The following is a 20,448-nucleotide window of genomic DNA, read 5'->3' as shown; positions in this document are numbered from 1 at the left end:
TACGTCGGCTCCGCTCACGGTTCCCGTGGGCGGAGCCGATATCGCGTTACGCCTCAGCCCTTTTCGGCTGCCGATCGCGCGGCGAGTCCCTCGATGATGAGATCGAGTCCGACGTCGAACTCATCTCCGAACGAATACCCCGGTTGCAGCGCCCGTTCGAGGGTGAACTCCCGGAAGTAGGGCAAGGTCCCCTCCGGGAGTGCCTCCATCATCTGATGCCCGAGTTCGGCGAGGTCCTCCTCCCCGGTGAACGGCAATGCGATCTCCTGGATCAGGAACCCGTACAGGTGCGCATCGAGCAGTGCGAAGGCGTGCCCGGCCAACATGATCGAGAACCCGGCTTCGCGCAGGCAGCCAAGGACGGCATCGTGGTGCTGCAGCGTCACGAAACCCGCATTGCGGCGCGAATCCATCAACCCCACCGCCCACGCGTGGCGTTTGAGCACCTCTCGTGCCGACCGTGACCGCCGACGCATCTCGTCGGCCCAATCGTTGCCGACGACAGGCTGGTGAAACTCGTCGAACACCGCGTCGACCATCGCGTCGAGCATCGCCTCCTTGTTCGCCACGTGGTGATAGAGCGACATGGCCTCGACGTCGAGCTTGCGTGCGACCGAACGCATCGTCACCGCACCCAAGCCGTCGGCGTCGGCGATCTCGATTCCCGCTGCCACGATGGCCGCACGACTGAGCATGGTCGCTCTGGGTGATCGGGGTTTTCCCGGCACGCGCTGCACTCCTGCCTGATCTGACTCGAACCCTTGACTCTCTTACGCCGTAAGCCTACCGTGTAGGAGAACTCACTTACAACGTAAGGTTTGGAGAGACGATGAAAGCAATGACTCGGGTCGAGTACGGCAGCAGCGAATGCCTGCATCTGGGCGAGGTCGATCGGCCCGCACTCCGGCAGGGCGAGGTTCTGGTCCGGGTGCACGCTGCCGGCATCGACCGTGGCACATGGCACCTGATGACCGGCACGCCCTACCTTGCTCGGCTCGTCCTCGGCATCCGACGGCCGCGCTCGGTGGTCCTCGGACGTGACCTGGCCGGCGTCGTCGCGGAGATCGGCCCCGGCGTCGACGGCTGGTCGGTGGGAGATGAGGTGATCGGCACGGCCAACGGGTCGATGGCCGAATTTGCGGTGGCACCGGTCAAGCGCCTGGCCCGCAAGCCCGCTGGTGTCACCTTCGAGGAGGCTGCCGTGCTGCCGGTGTCGGGACTCACCGCCCTGCAGGCGGTGCGTGATGCAGGCCGGGTGAAGGCCGGCGACCGTGTGCTGGTGATCGGGGCGTCCGGCGGTGTCGGCTCGTACGCCGTGCAGATCGCCACGACGTTCGGCGCCGCCGTGGTCGCCGTGGCGAGTGGGCCGAAAGCCGACTGGGTGAGGTCGCTGGGTGCACAGCAGGTGATCGACTACACCCACGACGACATCGACGCCTCCGCCGGTCCGTTCGACGTCATCCTCGACATCGCCGGCAACCGGCGCGTCTCGGCACTGCGACAACTGCTGACGCCGCGCGGCACCCTCGTCATCGTCGGTGGCGAGGGCGGCGGAAACCTGACGGGTGGGATTCAGCGTCAGCTCGGCGCCATGCTGCTGTCACTGTTCGTCAAGCACCGACTTGTCGGCGTCATCGCCAAGGAGAGCGCCGACGACATGGCCGAACTGGCGTCCATGGTCGACGCCGGCACTCTCCATCCCACCCTGGATCGGACATTCGCACTTCCGGAGGCGGCCAAGGCGATGGACTACCTCACCGATGGGCATGTCCGCGGCAAGCTGTCGGTCTCGATCTGACCATCCCGCTCACCGGCCTTGCGCGCGTGTCCGGTTCCGATCATGGTGGACGCATGCCCATCGCCGTTCGGCCCGCGACCGTGTTCGACGACATCGCCACCATGGTCGGGCCCACGAAGCCGGATTCCAACGTGTGCTGGTGTCTGAGCTATCGGATCCCCAACAAGCTCAACCGCGAACTCGCGCGACAGGAGCGCGGCGCCTACGTGAAGAAGCTCTGCCAGAGCGGGATTCCACTCGGCGTGCTCGCCTACGACGACGCAGATGAGGTGGTCGGTTGGGCGGCGGTCGCGCCCCGGTCGGACACGACGTTCGCCACCAATCGTAAGATCCCCCACGTCGACGACCTCGACGTGTGGTCGGTGTGGTGCATCCGTGTCCGGCCCGGACACCGCAAGCAGGGCATCTCGCACGCATTGCTGGCCGGGGCCGTCGAGTTCGCCCGGGACAACGGGGCACCGGCGATCGAAGGCTACCCGGTGGACAACCGCGGTGAGAAGGTGGATCTCACGATGGCATACGTTGGCACGCGAAAACTGTTCGAGGACGCCGGTTTCGAGTGGGCGGCCGACACCACGTCGGTACTCAACCGGTTTCCGCGCGTGCTGATGCGACTCGACCTGCGCTAGTCCACCAGGTCACCGAGTCCGCAGTCCGGCACGTGAATCCACCCTTCGCGCGCGGCCACCTCGTGGTCTGACGACTCCGGCAGATGTGTGCGGCCCAACGCAGCGGCCCGCGCGATGAGCGCGGTGATGACGGCGTCGAACGCGTTGTCGTCGCGGGTGAGAAGATCGCGATGGCGGCCGAGGTCAAGCCAGGGTGCAGCCTCACTCAGGCTGTCCCCGAGGGCCACCAACACCTCCCGGTGTCGGACGCCTTTGTAGCCGCGCGCGGTCAGCCCCCACTTCTTCAACGCGGCAGCGGGGTACGCTTCCACGGCCCGGCCATCGACACGGTCGGCGATCCCGAGGTCGGCCAGCAGGCCAGCGCAGCGGAACGCCACGTGCGCAATCTGATCCGCGGAGACGCTGAGCGGACGACCCCACTTCGACTCGACGACGATGTGGTCTGTGCGTCGGTATGCCAGCGGTCGCCGATGGTCGATGTCGTCCAGAGCGCGACCGGCGGCCAGCTCACCGCGGTGTTGTGCGACAACGAAATCCACGAAAGCATCCGGCCAACCGAACGGTGCGTCGATGCCGATCCGGTCGGCACCGGAGACGAGTTCCCGAATCCGGGCGTCGTCGGCCGGCACGGACAACTCGGTGACCGTCGCCGCGTCCGACGACCAGTCGATCACCGCGACCGCGGTCAGCTTCGGTGATGCCGCGAGATCGATACCGACAGTACGCATGTGGCCGACCCTTCGTTGCCGTGATGGATACCCCGATCCCTGGGATTGAGGTACCCCGGGGATTCCTCACCGATCCCTGGGATTGAGGTACCCCGGGGGGTCCTCACCGATCCATGGGATTGAGGTACCCCGGGGGGTCCTCACCGATCCCTGAGGAGGTCCGGAGCGCTAGCGGAGGACCGTCACGAAGGGTCGGGCCCTTCGTGACGCTCGCAAGCTCGCTCCTCAGGGAGCGGGTGGGGAACGCTCGCTACTCAGGGCCCGGATGGCCACCCCACAAGAACCGGAATGCGTTACCCCTCAGAACCTCCCGTCGAGGAACTCGGCGTAGGCGGGCAGATCGAGCTGGCCGTGTCCCGACAACCCGATCACCACCACCTCCTCCTTGTCAGAATCGGCGACATGCGCGGCGCACGCCGCGATGGCGTGGGTCGACTCCGGCGCGGGCACGATGCCCTGGGTCCGGGCGAACTGCACACCGGCCGAGAACGCGTCGTGCTGGGTGATCGCGACACCCTGGACGAGTCCGAGTTCGACGGTGTGGCTCAGCGCCGGGGCCATGCCGTGATAGCGCAGACCACCGGCGTGAATCGGGTCGGGCACGAAATCCATACCGAGCGTGTGCATCTTGAGCAGTGGGGTCAGGCCCGCGACGTCGCCGTGGTCGTAGCGGTACTCCCCCTGGGTGATGGACGGGCATGCCGCCGGCTCGGCCGCGACGATCCGCGGGTTCGCCCGGCCGTGAATCTTCTCCCGCAGGAAAGGGAACGACAGCCCGGCCAGATTGGAACCGCCGCCGGCACAACCGAACACCACATCGGCGCCGCCGGATTCGACGGCGTTGAGCTGGTCGACCGCTTCCTGCCCGATCACGCTCTGATGCAGCACAACGTGATTGAGCACGCTGCCCAACGCGTAGCGGGTGTCGGGATCGCCGGCGGCAACCTCGACCGCCTCGCTGACGGCCATGCCCAGGCTTCCCGTGGTATTCGGGTCCTTGGCCAGCATCGCCCGTCCCGACTCCGTCAGATCCGACGGCGACGGGTGCAGCGTGCCGCCGTAGGTTCGGATCAGGTGGCCGCGATACGGCTTCGAATCGTAGGAGGCGCGGACCTGCCACACCTCGACGTCGATGCCGAACTGCGCCCCGGCAAAGGCGAGCGCACTGCCCCATTGCCCGGCCCCGGTCTCCGTGGTCAGTTTCCGCACGCCGTCGACGCTGTTGTAGTAGGCCTGCGCGACCGCGGAGTTGGTCTTGTGACTGCCGACCGGGCTCACGCCCTCGTACTTGACGTAGATGCGGGCCTTGGTGTTCAGGGCCTCCTCGAATCGGCGCGCCCGGATCAGCGGCGACGGCCGCCACATGCGGTAGATCTCACGCACCGGTTCCGGGATCTCGATGTAGGGCTCGGTGGAGACCTCTTGGGCGATCAGGCCGGCCGGGAACAGCGCGACGAGGTCGTCGGGTCCCACGGGTTCCTTGGTGCCGGGGTGCAGGTGCGGCGGGATCGGCTCATCGAGCTCGGCCGCGAGGTTGTACCAGTGCGTGGGCACCCCGACGGTGACCAGATCCGGATTGGTGGCGTCCACGTTCAGCGTCATGGCAGACAGAATAGTTGGTGGCCACATCGGCCAATCGAGAAGCCGAGCCATTCTGCTGGTCGAGTAGCCCGCGAGGAACGAGCGAGCGTATCGAGACTGTGAGTATTGAGTGTGCAGCTCGGAGGTGATGGGCTGTTGGTTGATGGTCATCGTTGTGACTCTTATCGAGACTGGCTGTGTGCCTTTGCCTGGACTTGTCCAACGATGATCATCGGCCCCGGCCCAGGTGGGCGAGCTTTCTGGCCTGATCAGGAGCTTGACCGTGTGAACGTAGCCGCGTTCGTCACGTGTCCCATCCTCAGTCCTGCCGACTCGCCTGCCTGGACCGGAACCAATCAATGTCGGTTCCACATCCTAGGAGGAACGCATGACCAGTGTGACTGATCTGCGGGAGATGGTCGAGGTCGTCATCGGTGTAGACACCCACGTGTACAAGCATGTCGCCGCCGCGGTGGATGCCCGCACTGGCGCTCATCTCGACACGGTGACCGTCAGCGCCGATGCCGACGGGTACGCCAAGGTGCTCGCGTTCGCCGACCGGCATTCGCCGGCGCGGTTCTTCGCGATCGAGGGCACGGGCATTCATGGTGCCGGTCTGACCCGGTTCCTGATGGATGAGCAGCGTGGTGAAATCGTCGTCGAACTCGACCGTCCGGAGCGGGCCAAGCGTCGTCACGGCGCGAAAACCGATGAGATCGATGCGGTCCGGGCCGCGCGTGAGGCCCTGGCCCGGCCCCGCCTGGGCACACCGCGGTGCGGTGGTGATCGTGATGCGCTCTCGACGCTGCTCAGTGTGCGGCGATCGGCTGTCGACGGTGCCGCTGACGGTGCCCGGCAGTTGTTCAACCTGGCCATCGCCGCTCCCGACGTGCTGCGCGAGCGCCTGGGCGTCGAGACAGATACCGCCCACATCGTTTCTCGCGCAGCGAAACTGCGGGTCCGCAACGAGTGGGACCCACAGACCGCCACCATCGCCCGAGCCTTGCGGCAGTTGGCCAAACGCATCCAGACGTTGCGTGCCGAGGCCGACGATCTGGAAAAGCAGATCAAGCAGATCGTCGCCGCGTGGCGGCCCGATCTCCTCGACGTGTTCGGGGTCGGGCCCATCACCGCTGCGGTCGTGCTGTGCGCGTGGAGTCACCCCGGACGCATCGACTCCCGCGCGGCGTTCGCCATGCTCGCCGGCGCCGCACCCATCCCGGCCAACAGCGGCCAGACCACCACCCGCTACCGGTTGAACCGCTCCGGCGACCGCCAACTCAACCGGGCGCTACACACCATCGCGGTGTGCCGGATGCGCTACGACGACAACACCCGTCGATACGTCGAACGCCGCGCCAGCAAACAAGGAGGCAACAAAACCCGCCCCGAGATCCGCCGCTGCCTGAAAACCTACATCGCCCGCCAACTATTCACCCTGCTCGAAAACCCCAAACACAACACCCAAACACACCCCGAAACCCCAGCTCAGGCCGCCTAACAACAAGCCCTTGACAAACCATAGGAGCGTCCGAGCGCCGTGATCTCGATACGGCGCCTCGCCCTTGGGGGGCTCGGTGCCTACTCGATCAACAGAAGGTGGCGGCGCGAGCCGAGCCGCTTATCGACGATCAACCGGCGGCGTCCACCACCCCCTACGACCTCCGCCGGGCCGCCGACTGCTCGTTCTGTTTCGCCTCGAGCGCCGCGATGACGGTCCGGGCATCGTGCGAACCGAGATGACGTTGCCCGTTCAAGAAGAACGTCGGCGTGCCGCGGGCTCCGCTCATCACGGCACTCTGTTCGTTCGCGGTGATCCGTACCGCGATCTCCTCGCTCTCCAGGTCCACGATGAAGCGGTTCATGTCCAGACCGAGTCGCTCGGCGTAGCCGAGTAGATGGTCGGACTCGAGTTCGGCCTGGTTCGCGAACAACAGATCGTGCATCTCCCAGAACTTCCCCTGTTCGCCTGCCGCTTCGGCCGCGGTCGCCGCGAGATAGGCGTGCGGGTGGTACTCGTAGATCGGCAGATGTCGCACCACGTACTTGATGTCGTCGCCGAAATGCGCGTGCACGTCGTTGAACATTCCGGTCGTGCGCGCACAGAACGGGCACTCGAAGTCCATGAACTCGACGACGGTCAGCGGGGCGTCGACGCGCCCCCGGATGTGGTCCGTCGCCGGGTCCACCGGCGGGTCCAGCGTCACCGGCAGGTCCGCCGACGTCTCGCCCCACTTCACGCGCGCGCGGGTGAAGATGAGCCATCCGAGGCTCGCCGCCAGCACCATCGCGACCAGCACGCCGACGGTCGCCTCCGCGGCCTCATCCCCCTCCGTGAAGGCGAGCCCGACGATGAGCAGCGACACCGTGAACCCGATGCCCGACAGCGCCGCACCGCCGAGCAGACTGCCCGGGCCCACCCCCTGCGGCAACCGCCCAAGCCCGGCGCGGATCGCCAGCCACGCCCCCACCGTGATACCGACGAACTTGCCGACCACGAGACCTACGGCAACACCCCAGGTGATGGTGGAGGTGAACGCGTCGGCCAACACCCCGCCGCCGAGTGCGATACCTGCATTGGCCAGGGCGAACGTCGGTACGACGAACAGCGAGACCGGACCGCGCAGCACGTCGTGGAGCCGCTGGTTGACCGAGATCGAGCGCGCCAGGCCGCGTCGTGCGGTCCGCGCGACGGTCGCCTGCGGCGACTGCCAGTAGTCCCGGAACAGGATCTTGGCGCTCTCGACGTGGCCGCGCTGGGTCGCCTGCGCGGGCACCAGCAGGCCCGCGACCATCCCGAACAGCGACGGATGAACCCCGGATGCGAGCGTCGCCGCCCACCCCACCACGACGAGCGCCACGTACGGCGAGCTGCGCCACACCGTCGTCCGCGACAGCATCCACAGCCCGATGAGACTGGCGAGAGCGATCACCAGCGGCACGATGTCGAGTTCATCGGAGTAGACGATGCCGATGATGGCGACGGCGAGGAAGTCGTCGACGACCGACAGCGTCAGCAAGAACACGCGGAGCTGGTTGGACATCCGCGGACCGATGATCGCGAGCGCGCCCAGTAGGAACGCGGTGTCCGTCCCGACCACCACACCCCACCCACTTGCGGCGTCGCGGCCGGCGATCAGCAGGTAGATCATGGCGGGGACCACCACGCCGGTGAGCCCGGCCACCAACGGCACCCACGCGCGGCTGCGATCGTGCAACGTCCCGACCGCGAATTCCTGTCGCACCTCGAGGCCGATCACGAAGAAGAACAACACCATCAGGCCGTCGTTGATCCAGTGCTGCAGCGACATCTCGTAGCCGTGCTCGCCAAAGCTGACGCCCAACTCCGTGTGCCAGAACTCGCTGTAGGTGTCGCCCATCGTGGAGTTGGCCCAGATCAAGGCGACGAGGGTGATCAGGACGAGAAGCGCGGCGCTCCCGGTCTCGGTGCGAACCCAGTCACCGGCCCTCCGTGCGTACGCGACCATCGGCGATCTCCTTCCGCACGGACCACATTGCCCGACCCGAGTCGGCTCCGCTCGCTCATCAATGACAACGAGGCGGCAGTCCGCATTCCACGAGGGATCAGCCCGACAACCGATACTCCTGCCGCGGCCGTCCGGTACTCCCGTACTGCAGCGTCATTGTCAGCCGTCCCGACGACACGAGATGAGCCAGGTGTCGACGGGCCGTCGCAGCGGACACACCGACAGCAGCAGAGACCTGGTCGGCGAACAAGGGACCGTCCTCGGTCGAGAACAGTTCGAGGATGAGACGTTCGGTCTGCGACCCGACGTCGGGCCGATCCGATCCGCGTGTCCCGAACCGCAATGCCGAGAGCGCGGCGTCGACCGCGTGCTGATCGACGGTGTCAGCGGTCAGGACACGTCGGTACTGCGCATAGCCGGCGAGACGTCGCGCGAGCTCGGTGTCGTCGAAGGGTTTGATCAAGTAGGCGAGCGCACCCGCCCGCATCGCGGTGCGGACCGCTTGGGAATCGGTCTCGGCGCCGACGATGATTGCGTCGCAAGGTAACTCGGAGACCAGATCGATTCCGGAGCCGTCCGGGAGGTAGACGTCGAGAAGGGCCAGGTCGATCGCGCTGCCGTGGTTGACCATCGCGGCACGCGCGGCGGCTACGCTGCCGGCCCGGTCGACGACACGGAAGCCGCGAACGGCGTCGACGATGCCGGCGTGCAACGCGGCCACGCGGAAGTCGTCGTCGACGATGAGTACGCCCAGGTCATCGGTCATCGCTGTCGTTCTCCGTTCCGTCGTCCATCACGTCGGGGAGTCGGGCCACCAGCACGGCGCCGCCCGGGTCCGCGGCATCCCGACCGCCTGCGTCGGCCACCCAGATGTCGCCCCCGACCCGACGCGCGATCTGTCTCGACAATGCCAGACCCATTCCGCGCCCACCGGGGACACCCGGGTCGGCCTTGGTGGTGACGCCCTCGTCGAAGATCAGCGACGGGTCGTCGAACGAGATGCCCGGACCGGAGTCGGCCACCGTGATCAGCAGGTCGTCGCCGTCGGTGATCAGTTCGACCTCGACGATCCCGGCGCGCGTGCCGTCGGCGCAGGCGTCGATCGCGTTGTCGACCAGATTGCCCAACACCGTGGTCACCACGACGGGATCGCGCAGCGCGCCCTGCACCCAGGTCTGGTCGCCCAGCCGCAGGGTGACCGCGCGTTCTCGCGCGTGGGCGGCCTTGGCGTCGAGAAACGCCTGCAGGTGCGGTTCGCCGACGTTGTCGAGCCCGGCGAGCTGGGCACCCCGCGAACCGGCCCCGGTCAGTTCGTCCAGGTAGGAGATCGCTTCGGTGGTGTTGCCCCGGCGCAGCAGCCCGGCCAGCACATGCATGCGATTGGCCGTCTCATGCCGATGGGCACGCAACGCGGTACTCATCGATCGGATGGAATCGACCTCCCGGGTGAGATGTTCGACGTCGGTGCGGTCCACCACCGACAGCACCATCCCGAGGTCGCGTCCATCGGCCTCGGCGGCGTGCGAGCTGACGAGCACCACGCGGTCACCGACGGTCGCCGCGATCGGTTCGGTGGTCGGGGTGTCGAGGACACCGCGTACCCGCGGTGTCAGTCCCAGCTCGTCGATCGAGGCGCCCACCGGGTCGGTGAGGTCGAGCAGGCGCAGCGCGGTGTCGTTGGCGACGCGGACGATCCCGGTGGCATCGACGGCGAGCACTCCGTCGGCCATCGAGTGCAGCACGGCACCCTGTTCGCGGACCAGTTCGAGCAGTTCGTCGGGCTCGAGGCCGAGAGTCAGCCGACGCCAGCGCCGCGCGAGCAGAACCGAGCCGACCGCCCCCACCGCCAGCGCCCCCAGCGCGATGAGAATCGTGGTGATGATGTCGCGTCGCGTGTCGGTGGCCAGACGTGTCGTCGACACCCCGACGCTGACGAACCCGACGACCCGTCCGCCGTCGAACACGGGAACCTTCGCACGGACCGACTCGCCGAGCGTCCCCCGGTCGGTGCTCACGTCCTCGCTCCCCGCCAGCGCGTTCGACGGATCGGTGGAGACCAGTTTGCCCAGTTCGGCGGGTTCCGGGTGTGCCAGACGCAACCCCCGGTCGTTGCCGATGACGACGAACAGCGCACCCGTGCGCCGCTGGACCGCGAGCGCCTCGGCCTGCAGCGGCCCGGCCGCCAGTGCTGCCGGGTCGAGGACGGCTCCCTGATGTGTGGCGACCTCGGCTTGGACCTCGGAGTCGGCGGCGACGGATTGCGCGATGGCGAGTGCCCGCTGCGCGTATTCGTCGCGGACCCGGTCGTCGGAGCCCGAGATCACCAGCCCGAAACCGACGGCAAGGCTGACCGCGATGACGGCGAGTTGCAGGAGCAGTACCTGCGTTCGCAATCGCATTCGGTCAGCCTAGGCCGGGGTATCGCGGGTCAGAACGGGATCGCACCCACCAGGCCGCCGACGAGGAGCATCGTCAGCGACACCACCGCGGCCCGCCACAACACCTTCTTGTGGTGATCACCGAGCGAGACACCCGCGAGTGCGACCAGCAGCAGGATGGCGGGGACCAGCGGGCTCTGCATGTGCACCGTCTGCCCCGTGATGGACGCACGGGCCATTTCGCTGGGATCGATGCCGTAGCGGGTGGCCGTCTCCGACAGCACCGGCAGCACCCCGTAGTAGAAGGCGTCGTTGCTCATCAGGAAGGTCAGCGGCAGCGAGAGGATGCCGATCACGATGGCCATGTGCGGGCCCATCCAGTCCGGGATGCCGTCGGCGAGCCAGTGGGCGATGGCGTCGACCATCCCCGTGCCGGTGAACACGCCGGTGAGCACGGCCGCCGCGAGCACCATCGCCACCACCGACACGATGCTCGACGAATGCCGGGTGATCGCTTCCTGCTGGTCCTTCACATGTGGGAAGTTGACGGCCAGCGCGATGGCGGCGGCGATCATGAACAGGACCGGGATGGCGACGATGTCGAGGCCGAGAACGGCGAGCAGTCCGATGGTCAGTCCGGCGTTGACCCAGAACAGCTTGGGACGCAGGGATGCGCGATTGGGGTCCAGGACTCCGGTGAAGCTCGTCTCGCCGTCGTCGTCGGTGGCGTCGGGGTCGTACTGCCCGACGGGGATGTCGCGGGTGGGCACGTCGTCGCCGGTCGAGCCGGTGCCGGCGGAACCGGATGCTGCCGAACCGCTGCCGCGGCCCGAGCGTCCGAAGCGTCGCGACTTCGGCGCGACGTCGGTGCCCGAGCCGCCACCCGCGGCGACCAGCACCTCTTCACGCGGCATGAGCAGCGAGTCCTTGATCTCGATACGACCGATGCGGCGACGTTCCATCACGCCGAGGTGCAGCGCGAACAGGAAGACGACGATCAACGCGACAGCCAGCGCCGGAACCATCGGCAGGAACACGTCATTGGTGTCGATCTTGAGGGCGCTCGCCGCGCGGGCGGTCGGGCCGCCCCACGGCAGGATGTTCATCGTGCCGTTCGCCAGACCGGCGACCACCGTCAACACGACCGGGCTCACCCCGAGCTTGAGATAGAGCGGCAGCAATGCTGCGGTGGTGATGATGAAGGTCGTCGACCCGTCACCGTCGAGGGACACGATCATCGTCAGCACAGCGGTGCCGACGACCAGTCGCGCCGGATCGTTGCGGACCATCCGCACCACGAACCGGACGATCGGGTCGAACAGTCCGACGTCGATCATGATGCCGAAGAAGATGATCGCGAAGAACAGCATCGCCGCCGTCGGGGCGAGTTCTTTGATGCCGTCCTTGATCATGTCGCTGATGTCGAGGCCGGCCCCGGCGAACAGGCCGAACGCGACCGGCACCAGGATCAGCGCGACGACCGGCGTCGCGCGTTTGGTGATGATCAGGAACATGAAGGTGGCCACCATACCGAGGCCGAGTGCTACCAACATCGTTGTTCTCTTTCTGCTCTGGGAACGGTCGCGATGTCGCCGGGCTGGGAGTCGCGGCCGTTACAAGAGCACTCTGCGGGTAACCCACGTCACAGTCACGCTTGCGCTCATTAGTTTTCTTTTGCGCGTTTTGCGCACGCTGTCCGCTGGTCGAGTAGCCGCGAACCATGCCCGCTGGTCGAGTAGCCGCGAACGTAGTGAGTGGCGTATCGAGACCCGCTGCATCGCAAGCGGTCTCGATACGGTGCTCGCCTAGCGGCTCGCCCCTACTCGACCGGCGGGTGGGCCCCCGCTGATCGAGCCACTCCCCCCGCTGATCGAGTAGCGGGCGAGCGGCAGCGAGCACGCGTATCGAGATCCCGCAACCACCAAGAGATCGCACACACTCAGTCCGGAAGCATCGGCGCGTCGTCCCCGTGATGACGTCCGACGAGCACCGCCCGCGTGACCGCGTCGCGACCGAAACGATTGCGCAACTGGTCCATCGCGATGTCGAGTTCAGCGCCGTGGTCCTCGGCGAACGGCAGGGTGAGCTGGACGCTGTCGTGGTCGTCGAGGTTGGTCAGCGACAAGCCGATCAGCGTGCAGCCGCGATCCCGGATCAGCGGCATCGCCTCGTCGAGCAGTCCGCGCGCGACGGCCATGACGATGTCGGTGCGATCGGTCGACTCGAGGAACGACCGCGACCGCGTGGCCCGCCCGAAGTCGTCGAACCGGAGTCGCAGAACGACTGTGCGACAGACACGTTCGGCACCCCGCAGCCGCTTGCCGAGACGTTCGACGATGGCGACGAGCGTGGCCTCGAGGTCGGCCTCGTTCTTCGGCCGCCGACCGAGCGCCCGCTGTGATCCGATCGACCGTCGCCGACGTCCCGTCTCGACGCGGCGCGGGTCGCGGGCCATCGACAACGCATACAGATGACGCCCGGAACCCGACCCGAGCAGCGAGCTCAGACCACGTTCGCCGAACGAGGCGAGGTCGCCGACGGTGCTGATTCCCGCATCGGCGAGTTTCGCCTCGGTGACCGCCCCGACACCCCACAGCCTGCGCACCGGCAGTGGATGCAGGAAGTCCAACTCGGTGCCCGGGGCGACCTCGAGCAGACCGTCGGGCTTGCCGACCGCGCTGGCCACCTTCGCGAGGAATTTGGTGCGCGCGATGCCGACCGTGATCGGCAGTCCGACCTCGGTGGCCACCCGCCGGCGCAGCGTGGCCGCGATCTCGACGGGCGACCCGCTGATCCGTCTCAGACCGCCGACGTCGAGAAACGCCTCGTCGACCGAGATGCCCTCGACGACGGGCGTGATGTCGTGGAAGATCTCGAAGACCGCGCGGCTCGCATCCATGTAGGCGTCGAACCTCGGGCGGACCTCGACCGCTCGTGGACACAGCGCCCGCGCCTCGCGGCCGGGCATGGGCGTGCGTACGCCGAAGGCCTTCGCCTCGTAGCTGGCCGCGAGCACGATGCCACCACCCACGATGACCGGCCGCCCGCGCAGCTCCGGGTTGTCCCGCTGCTCCACCGACGCATAGAAGGAGTCCAGGTCGGCATGCAGGATCGTGGCCTCCGACCTCTCCTTACGCTCGATGCGCATAGAACATATGTTCGCACAGTGGTCTGACAGGTTACGGTCGAAGCCATGAGCGAGCACAGTCACGGCGCCGGGAACGAAGCGAGCGGGCCGCACGACCACGGCGCCGGGAGCGGAGCGAGCGGGCCGCACGACCACGGCGCCGGGAGCGGAGCGAGCGGGCCGCACGACCACGGCGCCGGGAGCGGAGCGAGCGGGCCGCACGACCACGGCGCCGGGAGCGAAGCGAGCGGGCCGCACAGTCACGGCGCCGGGAGCGGCGACATGGACGGCGCGGCCGAATGGGACGAGCGGTACAGCAGCGCGGATCGACTCTGGACGGCCGACGTCAACCCGGCACTTGTCGCCGAGATCGCCGACGTCCCGCCCGGAACGGCACTCGACGTCGGGTCCGGGGAGGGCGCCGATGCCCGCTGGCTCGCCGATCAGGGCTGGCAGGTCACTGCTGTCGACATCTCCCAGGTGGCCATCGACCGGGCCCGGGAGGTCGACACCCGGGACTCCATCGTGTGGCTCCGCGCCGACCTCACCGTCGATGATGTCCCCGGCCGGGACTTCGGGCTGGTGGCGCTGCACTACTTCCCCATCGCACGGTCGGACGAGGCCACGATGGCACGCATCATCGACGCCGTCGGGCCGGGCGGACGCCTGCTGATGGTGTCGCACGAGGCGGAAGGGGTCCGCGCGCACGGCCGCAACCCGGACGACTACTTCCAGCCCGCCGACGTCGCGGACATGGTCGGCGATGGTTGGACGGTGATCACGAACGAAACCCGCGAGCGCGGTGTGGCAGCCGGTGGCGGTGTGCACACCCACGACGTCGTGCTGCACCTGCAGCGCGCCTGATCCCGCAGGTCAGTCGACAAGTTCCTGCGTTCCGAGCACCACGGCCAGCGACAACCGGTCGGCGTCCTCGGTGCCCGGTTCGGCGGTGTAGATCATGATGCGCAGATCGTCGGCGGCGACGATCATCGTGTCGCAATCGAGCGTGATGTGCCCGACCGCCGGATGGTCGATGGTCTTGTGTCGTCCGGTGTCCCCGCGGGGGAGATTGACGTCGCCGGAGTCCCAGAGTTCGACGAACCGTGGGCTGTGCGCGGCCAGCGTGTCGATGAGTTGCCGTAGCCGCTGGTCGGCGGGATACCGGGTGGCGGTCAGCCGTAGGTCCGCGACCAGCCCACGCTGGAAGTCGGCCTTCTCTTCCGGCGTGTGCACGGTCCGGGTGCCGGGTCCGACGAGATTGCGCCACACGCTGTTGCGTTCGATTCCCCGCCAGGTCGTGGTCGGGCCCATCAGGGCGTCATACGGCGCGTTGGCGCTGATCAGCGTCCAGGTGGCGTCGTAGACGGCGACCGGCGTGTGGTCCAGCCGGTCCAGCAGACGCGCGACACTGGGCGTGATCCGCATCGACACCACATCTCGGCCCGGCGTCACGTGGCCGGCCAGCCGGAAGAGGAGGTCGCGCTCCGCATCGTCGACCCGGAGCGCCCGGGCGAGTGCCTCCACGACCTGCGCCGACGGCGAGATGGCCCGGCCCTGCTCCAGGCGGGTCAGGTAGTCGACCGAGATCCCGGCGAGTCCGGCCAGTTCTTCACGCCGCAGTCCCGTCGCCCGTCGACGAGCGCCCACCGGCACGCCGACCGACGACGGTGTCACTCTGTCGCGCAGCCGACGGACGAGGCGTCCGAATTCCGACGATTCCACCCCTCGAGTGTGCGCCGGGCGGCCGGTGTTGTCCTGGCCCTGACAGTCCCAGGACAACCAGACGACTACCCCACGGGTGGTCCGCGGCCGACTCTGGACTCATGGCAACACAACCGAGAACAGACAACAGCAACTCCATCAGCTCAGGAACCGTCGTCATCACCGGGCCCACGAGCGGCCTGGGCCGGGCGACGACTCTGTCGATCGCCAATCGGCCGGCGGGCGCCCGCCCCGATCTGATCCTGATCGGCCGGGCCGGACCACGACTGGTCGAGGTCGCCGACGTCGCGCGCGCATCGGGCGCGACGGTCCACGCCATCGGCTGCGATCTCGCCCGGCTGTCCGACGTGCGCGACGCGGCGCAACAGGTGAAGGATCTCGTCGCGTCCGGCGCGGTCCGGCCGCTGCGCGGCCTCGTCGCCAACGCCGGGGTCTCCCCCGTCGATGCGACGTCGGCTTCCGAGGACGGTTTCGAGCTCACCTTCGCGGTCAATCACCTCGCGCACGCGCAGCTGATCGACGACCTCGTCGACACCTTCTCGACGCCGGCCCGGATCGTGCTGCTCGGCTCCAACACCTATCACCAGAACTGGGTCCGCCGAATCCTGCATGTCCCACCGGCCCGGTGGCGTGAGCCACTCGAACTGGCTCGACCGGCTACGACAGCGACCCCGTCGTCGGGCGGCATCGCCTACTCGGACTCCAAACTCGCCATCCTCTACTACGCGCACGAACTACAGCGGCAGGTATCTCCCGGCATCAATGTCTCGGTGTTCGAGCCCGGATTCATGCCGGGCACCGGCCTGTCCCGCCAGCACGGCGAAAGTCTGCAGCGGATAGGACAACTCGTGGAACGCATCCCCGGCATCTCCACGCCTGCGCGTTCCGGACCGGCCCTGGCCTCGGTGGTTCTCGACGATCGGTGGGCGCACCTCGCCGACGGGGCATTCGTCGTCAAACACACCGAACGCGGCGTCAAACCCGTTGCAGTCGACCCGGTACGCGAGGCGCGTTTGTGGAAGGCAACACGCGAATTGTTGGAAGCCGCCCGCCAGTATGACTCCCAGCCACTCCCCGACTGAGCGACCTAGACCCCGTACCGCTTGTCCAGCAACCTGATTCGACCGCCGACGACGGCACGGTCAGGATCTCCGGGCGCAAGCCGGTGTTCGAGGCGCCGCCACGCGACCAGGTCGTCGCGACCATGCACGGACGACGTCCATTTCCGCAACGCCCCGATCTCACCCGCCGAGATCACCCGGGAGCGAACGTCTTCGCGGATCTCCTCGAACATCTCGGTGACGCCGGGCGCCGACGACTCGGCCAGCAACCCGCCACGACCCAGGAGCTCGATCACCGCTGCCAGGTCCTCGCCACGCGCCACCCGATCGCGGATCTCGGACACGTCGGACACCAGATCGACGGTCAACCGGTAGGGCCGGGAGGCCACCACATCATTGCCCAGATCCCTACGGAGCCTGGATATCTCGGCACGAACAGTGACCGGGTCGATGCCGTTCTCGGCGAGCATCAGGGCAAGCTGTTCGGTGTTGAGACCCTCCGGATAAGCCTGCAACAGCAGGAGGATCTCCGCATGCCGTCGTGACATCGTCCGTTCGCCCAGGGCGTCACCGTCGCGCCGCCACCGATACGTGCTGCCACCCAGTACCGTCAGGCGAGCACCACCCGGCGCGGTGAAGGTGGCGGGATCGGCGAGATCGACGGCCTTGGATTGCAGTTCACGCTCCACCGCGGCCACCACCGACCGAACCGCCGCCAGCGCGAACGGTGCCGCCACCTCGCGGCCGCCGGTGACATCGATGACGCCGATGACGTGACCGGTCATCGGGTCGTGCACGGGTGCGGCCGCGCAGCTCCACTGCTGCACCGGGCCGGCGAAATGTTCGGGTCCGACGACCTGCACGCCGCGGTCGACGGCGAGCGCGAGGCCGGGCGCGTTCGTGCCGACCAATTCCTCGCTCCACATCGAGCCCTCGACGAAATTGATGTGCGCCGCCTTGTCCCGCGCATCGGTGGCACCCTCGACCCACAGCAGGCGGCCCACCTGGTCGGTCAGCGCGACGACGACGCCGGTGTCGGCGATATCGTCGAGCATGAGGGACTGCACCAGCGGCCGTACGGCGGTGATCGGATGCGCATCGCGGTACGCGGCGAACTCGACCGCGGTCATCGTCGCCGCGCTGTTCTCGGGCACGGCGTCTCCTGGATCGACGCCCTTGCTGACCGAGCGGGCCCAGGATTCCCGCACGACCGATCGAACCGAGTCGTCGGACGGTGTGATGCCCGAGAGAAAGTCCTCGTAGGCCCGACGGACACGGGACGCCGAGGCAGAATCGGTCATACGTCCTCCGTCGTTCGGGCAGCGTTCGCCAAGTGCGCGCACCTCACCGTGATGCGAATAACAGCACTTGTTCATGCCAGGTTAGCGCGCCCCGTCTCGACTGATCGTGCGTGACCGGCCGCGAATGGCCCCAGAACCCGGCCTGACCACCACAGATCGTCTACGCTTCGCTCGTGAAGCGCGCGCTGTGGTCGATCGCGGTTCTCGTGCTGACCATCATCGGTCTGCTCCTGCCCGTGTCGCTGTTCCCGGGATCGACCGAGACCGTGGGCGCCGATCCGGTGACCATCACCGACTATCGGGCGACCTACGATGTGTCCGCTCAAGGCCACATGACGGCCACCGAGGTGATCACCGCCGATTTCCCGGCCGGGCGGCACGGCATCTTCCGCTTCTGGGACGTCACCGACGCCACCGACTCCTCGGTCCGCTACCTCCCCGAAGACGTCCAGGTCAGCCTCGACGACGGCGGCGTGCCGGTCGACATGAGCTGGCAGAAGGGCAAACGATTCCGAGTCGCGAAGATCGGCGACCCCGACACCTTTCTGTCGGCGGGCCAACACGTCTACCGCATCAGCTACGTCATCGACGGCGTGCTCGCGCCGGCGTCCGGCACACCCGACGGGCAGAACTCCTCGTCGAGCTGGAGCGGTGCGGCATCGTCGAGATTCAGTTGGCGCGTCGTCGCCGACGGGTGGCAGATGACGATCCTGAAGAGTTCGACGACGGTCAACCTGCCCGCCGACCCGGTCTCGACATCGTGCTCCACCGGCGACGGAACTCCCTGCCAGATCACCTCCAATGGACAGAACTCCCGCACCATCACGACGGGCCTACTCGAACCGTCCACCGGCGTCGCGATCCGCGCCGATCTACCCATCGCGGCACCCGACCGCACCACACTGCCGTGGGCTCCGGCGTTGGATCCCCTTCTCGGCCGCTCGGTCCCGGCGGCGATCGTGTTGATCATCCTCTCCGCCGTCACCTTCACCCTCGGATTGCTCTGGGCGCTGCGCTCCCGCGAGGAGATCCCACTGCTCCCCGTCATGTACGAGCCGCCGGCCGACCCGGCAGACATCACGGCGCGCCTCGGTCCGGTGCAGACCTACTACGTGACCCGGGAGGCGATGCCGTCGAAGGCCCTCGCCGCGACGCTGCTGCACATGGCGGACTCCGGCCTGGTCACCCTCGCGCGGCACGGTGAGGACTGGACGATCTCCTCACAGGTGTCCGGCGACGACTGGGCCCGCACCGATCCGGTGACCGACGCCCTGGCGACCGCGCTCGGCATACGAGGCACCAATCGGTCGTTCGAGGCCGACGGCTCGGTCAGCGCCGGCAAGAAGCTCAAGTCCGCGCAGGACGAGATCACTGCGGCGGCCAAGGCGTGGGCACAATCGTCGGGTGCCGTGACCCGTAGCGGTTTCGAACAGGTCGGACGGCTCGCGGTGCTGCTGGCGTTCGTCGTCGCGGCGGTCCTGTTCATCACGCGGTGGCTGCCGTTCTCCCTGTGCGTCCTGCCGATCGCGGCGTTCGCGATCGGCGGCGCAGGCCTGTTCACCACCGGCGTGGGTACTCGCCGAACGCTGCTGGGTCGTGACATCTGGTCACGTGCCGGAGGATTCGAACGCTTGCTGTCGACGACATCGAACGAGCAGCGTCTCGACTTCAGCGCGCGGCAGGACCTCTACACCAGCTACATCCCGTACGCCGTTGCTTTCGGGTGTGCCGACAAGTGGGCCGAGAAGTACCGCACCGCAATGGGTACCGAACCGCCCACGCCGATCTGGTTCGTCGGTACCGGCGGCTACGGCTCCGGGTCGCCGGGCCTGTTCGGCGCCGGTGGCATCGACAGCTTCGAGTCCAGCCTCTCCTCGTCGTTGTCCGCGTACTCCGCGAGCCAGCGATCATCGTCCTCCGGCGGCGGCGGTGGCGGCGGATTCAGCGGCGGCGGCGGGGGCGGAGGCGGCTCGTGGTGACCGACCGAGCTGCGATGCACCTGCCAACTGTTTCTCCGATGACCGAAACCTGCAGAAAGGCACCAATCCCATGGCCCTGATCATCCTCATCATCGTCGTGGTGCTCATCATCGCGGTGATCGGGTTCGGTGTGATCGGATTCAACAAGCTCCGTCGCGCCGACATCACCGCCCAGGAAGCGCTCGGCGGTATCGACGTCCAGCTGACCCGTCGGGCCGATCTCATCCCGAACCTGGTGAACACCGTCAAGGGTTACGCCACCCACGAACGAGAGGTGTTCGAGGAGGTGACCGCGGCCCGCGCGGGGCTACGACAGGCCGCGCAGGGCGGCTCGGTACAGGATCGATCGGCTGCCGACGCCCGGCTCGACGGCGCATTGGGCCGGCTGTTCGCCGTTGCCGAGAACTACCCGGATCTCAAGGCGTCGACGAACTTCACCCAACTCCAGAACGAACTGTCCGCCACCGAGAACAAGCTTTCGTTCGCCCGGCAGTACTACAACGATGCGGTCGCCCGGCTCAACAATCTGGTGCACACGATTCCGTGGATGTTCTTCAGCGCGTGGGCCGGTGTGAAGGCTCGCGAGTTCTACCGCGCACCCGAGGGACACCAGCAGCCGCCGCAGGTGCAGTTCTGACCTGGGACGGTCCGGTTCG

The 20,448-nt window shown here is 67.5% G+C and carries 17 protein-coding genes; 7 read left to right on the top strand and 10 right to left on the bottom strand.

Annotated features, from left to right (window positions below):
• Positions 1 to 53: 53 nt before the first annotated feature.
• Entirely contained in the window at positions 54 to 695 is a 642-nt protein-coding gene (locus tag AC4AMJ_RS26580; protein ID WP_489898187.1) for a TetR/AcrR family transcriptional regulator C-terminal domain-containing protein, read from the bottom strand.
• 134 nt (positions 696 to 829) lie between these two features.
• On the opposite strand from AC4AMJ_RS26580, the gene AC4AMJ_RS26575 reads away from it, so the two are divergent.
• Positions 830 to 1,798: an NAD(P)-dependent alcohol dehydrogenase gene (locus AC4AMJ_RS26575; protein ID WP_489915899.1), complete on the top strand. Its 969-nt coding sequence runs from the start codon at positions 830 to 832 to the stop codon at positions 1,796 to 1,798.
• A gap of 53 nt (positions 1,799 to 1,851) precedes the next feature.
• Positions 1,852 to 2,427 carry a GNAT family N-acetyltransferase gene (locus tag AC4AMJ_RS26570; RefSeq protein ID WP_489915897.1) on the top strand — a complete coding sequence of 192 codons (576 nt, stop codon included), beginning with the start codon at positions 1,852 to 1,854 and terminating at the stop codon, positions 2,425 to 2,427.
• On the opposite strand, the gene AC4AMJ_RS26565 is transcribed toward AC4AMJ_RS26570, so the two are convergent.
• The gene (locus tag AC4AMJ_RS26565) at positions 2,424 to 3,155 is read right to left on the bottom strand and encodes a DUF429 domain-containing protein (protein WP_489915895.1); all 732 of its coding nucleotides are present in this window, start codon (positions 3,153 to 3,155) and stop codon (positions 2,424 to 2,426) included. The genes AC4AMJ_RS26570 and AC4AMJ_RS26565 overlap by 4 nt on opposite strands.
• A gap of 300 nt (positions 3,156 to 3,455) precedes the next feature.
• Positions 3,456 to 4,757, bottom strand: a complete 1,302-nt coding sequence (locus AC4AMJ_RS26560; protein ID WP_489898191.1) for a TrpB-like pyridoxal phosphate-dependent enzyme — start codon at positions 4,755 to 4,757, stop codon at positions 3,456 to 3,458.
• 367 nt (positions 4,758 to 5,124) lie between these two features.
• On the opposite strand from AC4AMJ_RS26560, the gene AC4AMJ_RS26555 reads away from it, so the two are divergent.
• Positions 5,125 to 6,237: an IS110 family RNA-guided transposase gene (locus tag AC4AMJ_RS26555; protein WP_489915893.1), complete on the top strand. Its 1,113-nt coding sequence runs from the start codon at positions 5,125 to 5,127 to the stop codon at positions 6,235 to 6,237.
• Positions 6,238 to 6,391: 154 nt separating this feature from the next.
• Here AC4AMJ_RS26555 and nhaA read toward each other — a convergent pair whose 3' ends face one another.
• From nhaA to dinB, 5 genes are all read right to left on the bottom strand, one after another.
• Positions 6,392 to 8,224, bottom strand: a complete 1,833-nt coding sequence (nhaA, locus tag AC4AMJ_RS26550) for a Na+/H+ antiporter NhaA (protein ID WP_489898192.1) — start codon at positions 8,222 to 8,224, stop codon at positions 6,392 to 6,394.
• 97 nt (positions 8,225 to 8,321) lie between these two features.
• The gene (locus AC4AMJ_RS26545; protein ID WP_489898193.1) at positions 8,322 to 8,990 is read right to left on the bottom strand and encodes a response regulator; all 669 of its coding nucleotides are present in this window, start codon (positions 8,988 to 8,990) and stop codon (positions 8,322 to 8,324) included.
• Positions 8,980 to 10,623: an ATP-binding protein gene (locus tag AC4AMJ_RS26540; RefSeq protein WP_489915891.1), complete on the bottom strand. Its 1,644-nt coding sequence runs from the start codon at positions 10,621 to 10,623 to the stop codon at positions 8,980 to 8,982. Before AC4AMJ_RS26540 ends, AC4AMJ_RS26545 begins: the two co-directional genes overlap by 11 nt.
• A gap of 29 nt (positions 10,624 to 10,652) precedes the next feature.
• Positions 10,653 to 12,155: a CitMHS family transporter gene (locus tag AC4AMJ_RS26535; RefSeq protein WP_489915889.1), complete on the bottom strand. Its 1,503-nt coding sequence runs from the start codon at positions 12,153 to 12,155 to the stop codon at positions 10,653 to 10,655.
• A 386-nt stretch (positions 12,156 to 12,541) separates the two neighbouring features.
• Positions 12,542 to 13,750: a DNA polymerase IV gene (gene dinB / locus AC4AMJ_RS26530; protein ID WP_489898196.1), complete on the bottom strand. Its 1,209-nt coding sequence runs from the start codon at positions 13,748 to 13,750 to the stop codon at positions 12,542 to 12,544.
• A 261-nt stretch (positions 13,751 to 14,011) separates the two neighbouring features.
• On the opposite strand from dinB, the gene AC4AMJ_RS26525 reads away from it, so the two are divergent.
• On the top strand, positions 14,012 to 14,593 hold the full coding sequence (locus tag AC4AMJ_RS26525; protein WP_489918516.1) for a class I SAM-dependent methyltransferase: 582 nt from the start codon (positions 14,012 to 14,014) through the stop codon (positions 14,591 to 14,593).
• Between the two features lie 9 nt (positions 14,594 to 14,602).
• Here the strand turns inward: AC4AMJ_RS26525 and AC4AMJ_RS26520 are convergent, their stop codons facing one another.
• Positions 14,603 to 15,451 (bottom strand): helix-turn-helix transcriptional regulator, encoded by an 849-nt coding sequence (locus AC4AMJ_RS26520; protein WP_489915887.1) that lies wholly within the window; start codon positions 15,449 to 15,451, stop codon positions 14,603 to 14,605.
• Positions 15,452 to 15,552: 101 nt separating this feature from the next.
• Between AC4AMJ_RS26520 and AC4AMJ_RS26515 the strand changes: the two genes are divergently transcribed.
• The gene (locus tag AC4AMJ_RS26515; protein WP_489915885.1) at positions 15,553 to 16,533 is read left to right on the top strand and encodes an SDR family NAD(P)-dependent oxidoreductase; all 981 of its coding nucleotides are present in this window, start codon (positions 15,553 to 15,555) and stop codon (positions 16,531 to 16,533) included.
• 5 nt (positions 16,534 to 16,538) lie between these two features.
• Here the strand turns inward: AC4AMJ_RS26515 and AC4AMJ_RS26510 are convergent, their stop codons facing one another.
• Positions 16,539 to 17,813 carry a GAF domain-containing protein gene (locus AC4AMJ_RS26510; protein WP_489915883.1) on the bottom strand — a complete coding sequence of 425 codons (1,275 nt, stop codon included), beginning with the start codon at positions 17,811 to 17,813 and terminating at the stop codon, positions 16,539 to 16,541.
• A gap of 173 nt (positions 17,814 to 17,986) precedes the next feature.
• Here AC4AMJ_RS26510 and AC4AMJ_RS26505 point away from each other — a divergent pair, with 173 nt between their 5' ends.
• Positions 17,987 to 19,792: a DUF2207 domain-containing protein gene (locus AC4AMJ_RS26505; RefSeq protein ID WP_489915881.1), complete on the top strand. Its 1,806-nt coding sequence runs from the start codon at positions 17,987 to 17,989 to the stop codon at positions 19,790 to 19,792.
• A 70-nt stretch (positions 19,793 to 19,862) separates the two neighbouring features.
• Positions 19,863 to 20,429, top strand: coding sequence for a LemA family protein (locus AC4AMJ_RS26500; protein WP_489915879.1), 567 nt, complete (start codon positions 19,863 to 19,865; stop codon positions 20,427 to 20,429).
• Positions 20,430 to 20,448 lie beyond the last annotated feature (19 nt).

This window comes from Gordonia sp. LMA484, from assembly GCF_058129505.1.
This window is presented reverse-complemented; position numbering and strand designations above follow the sequence as displayed.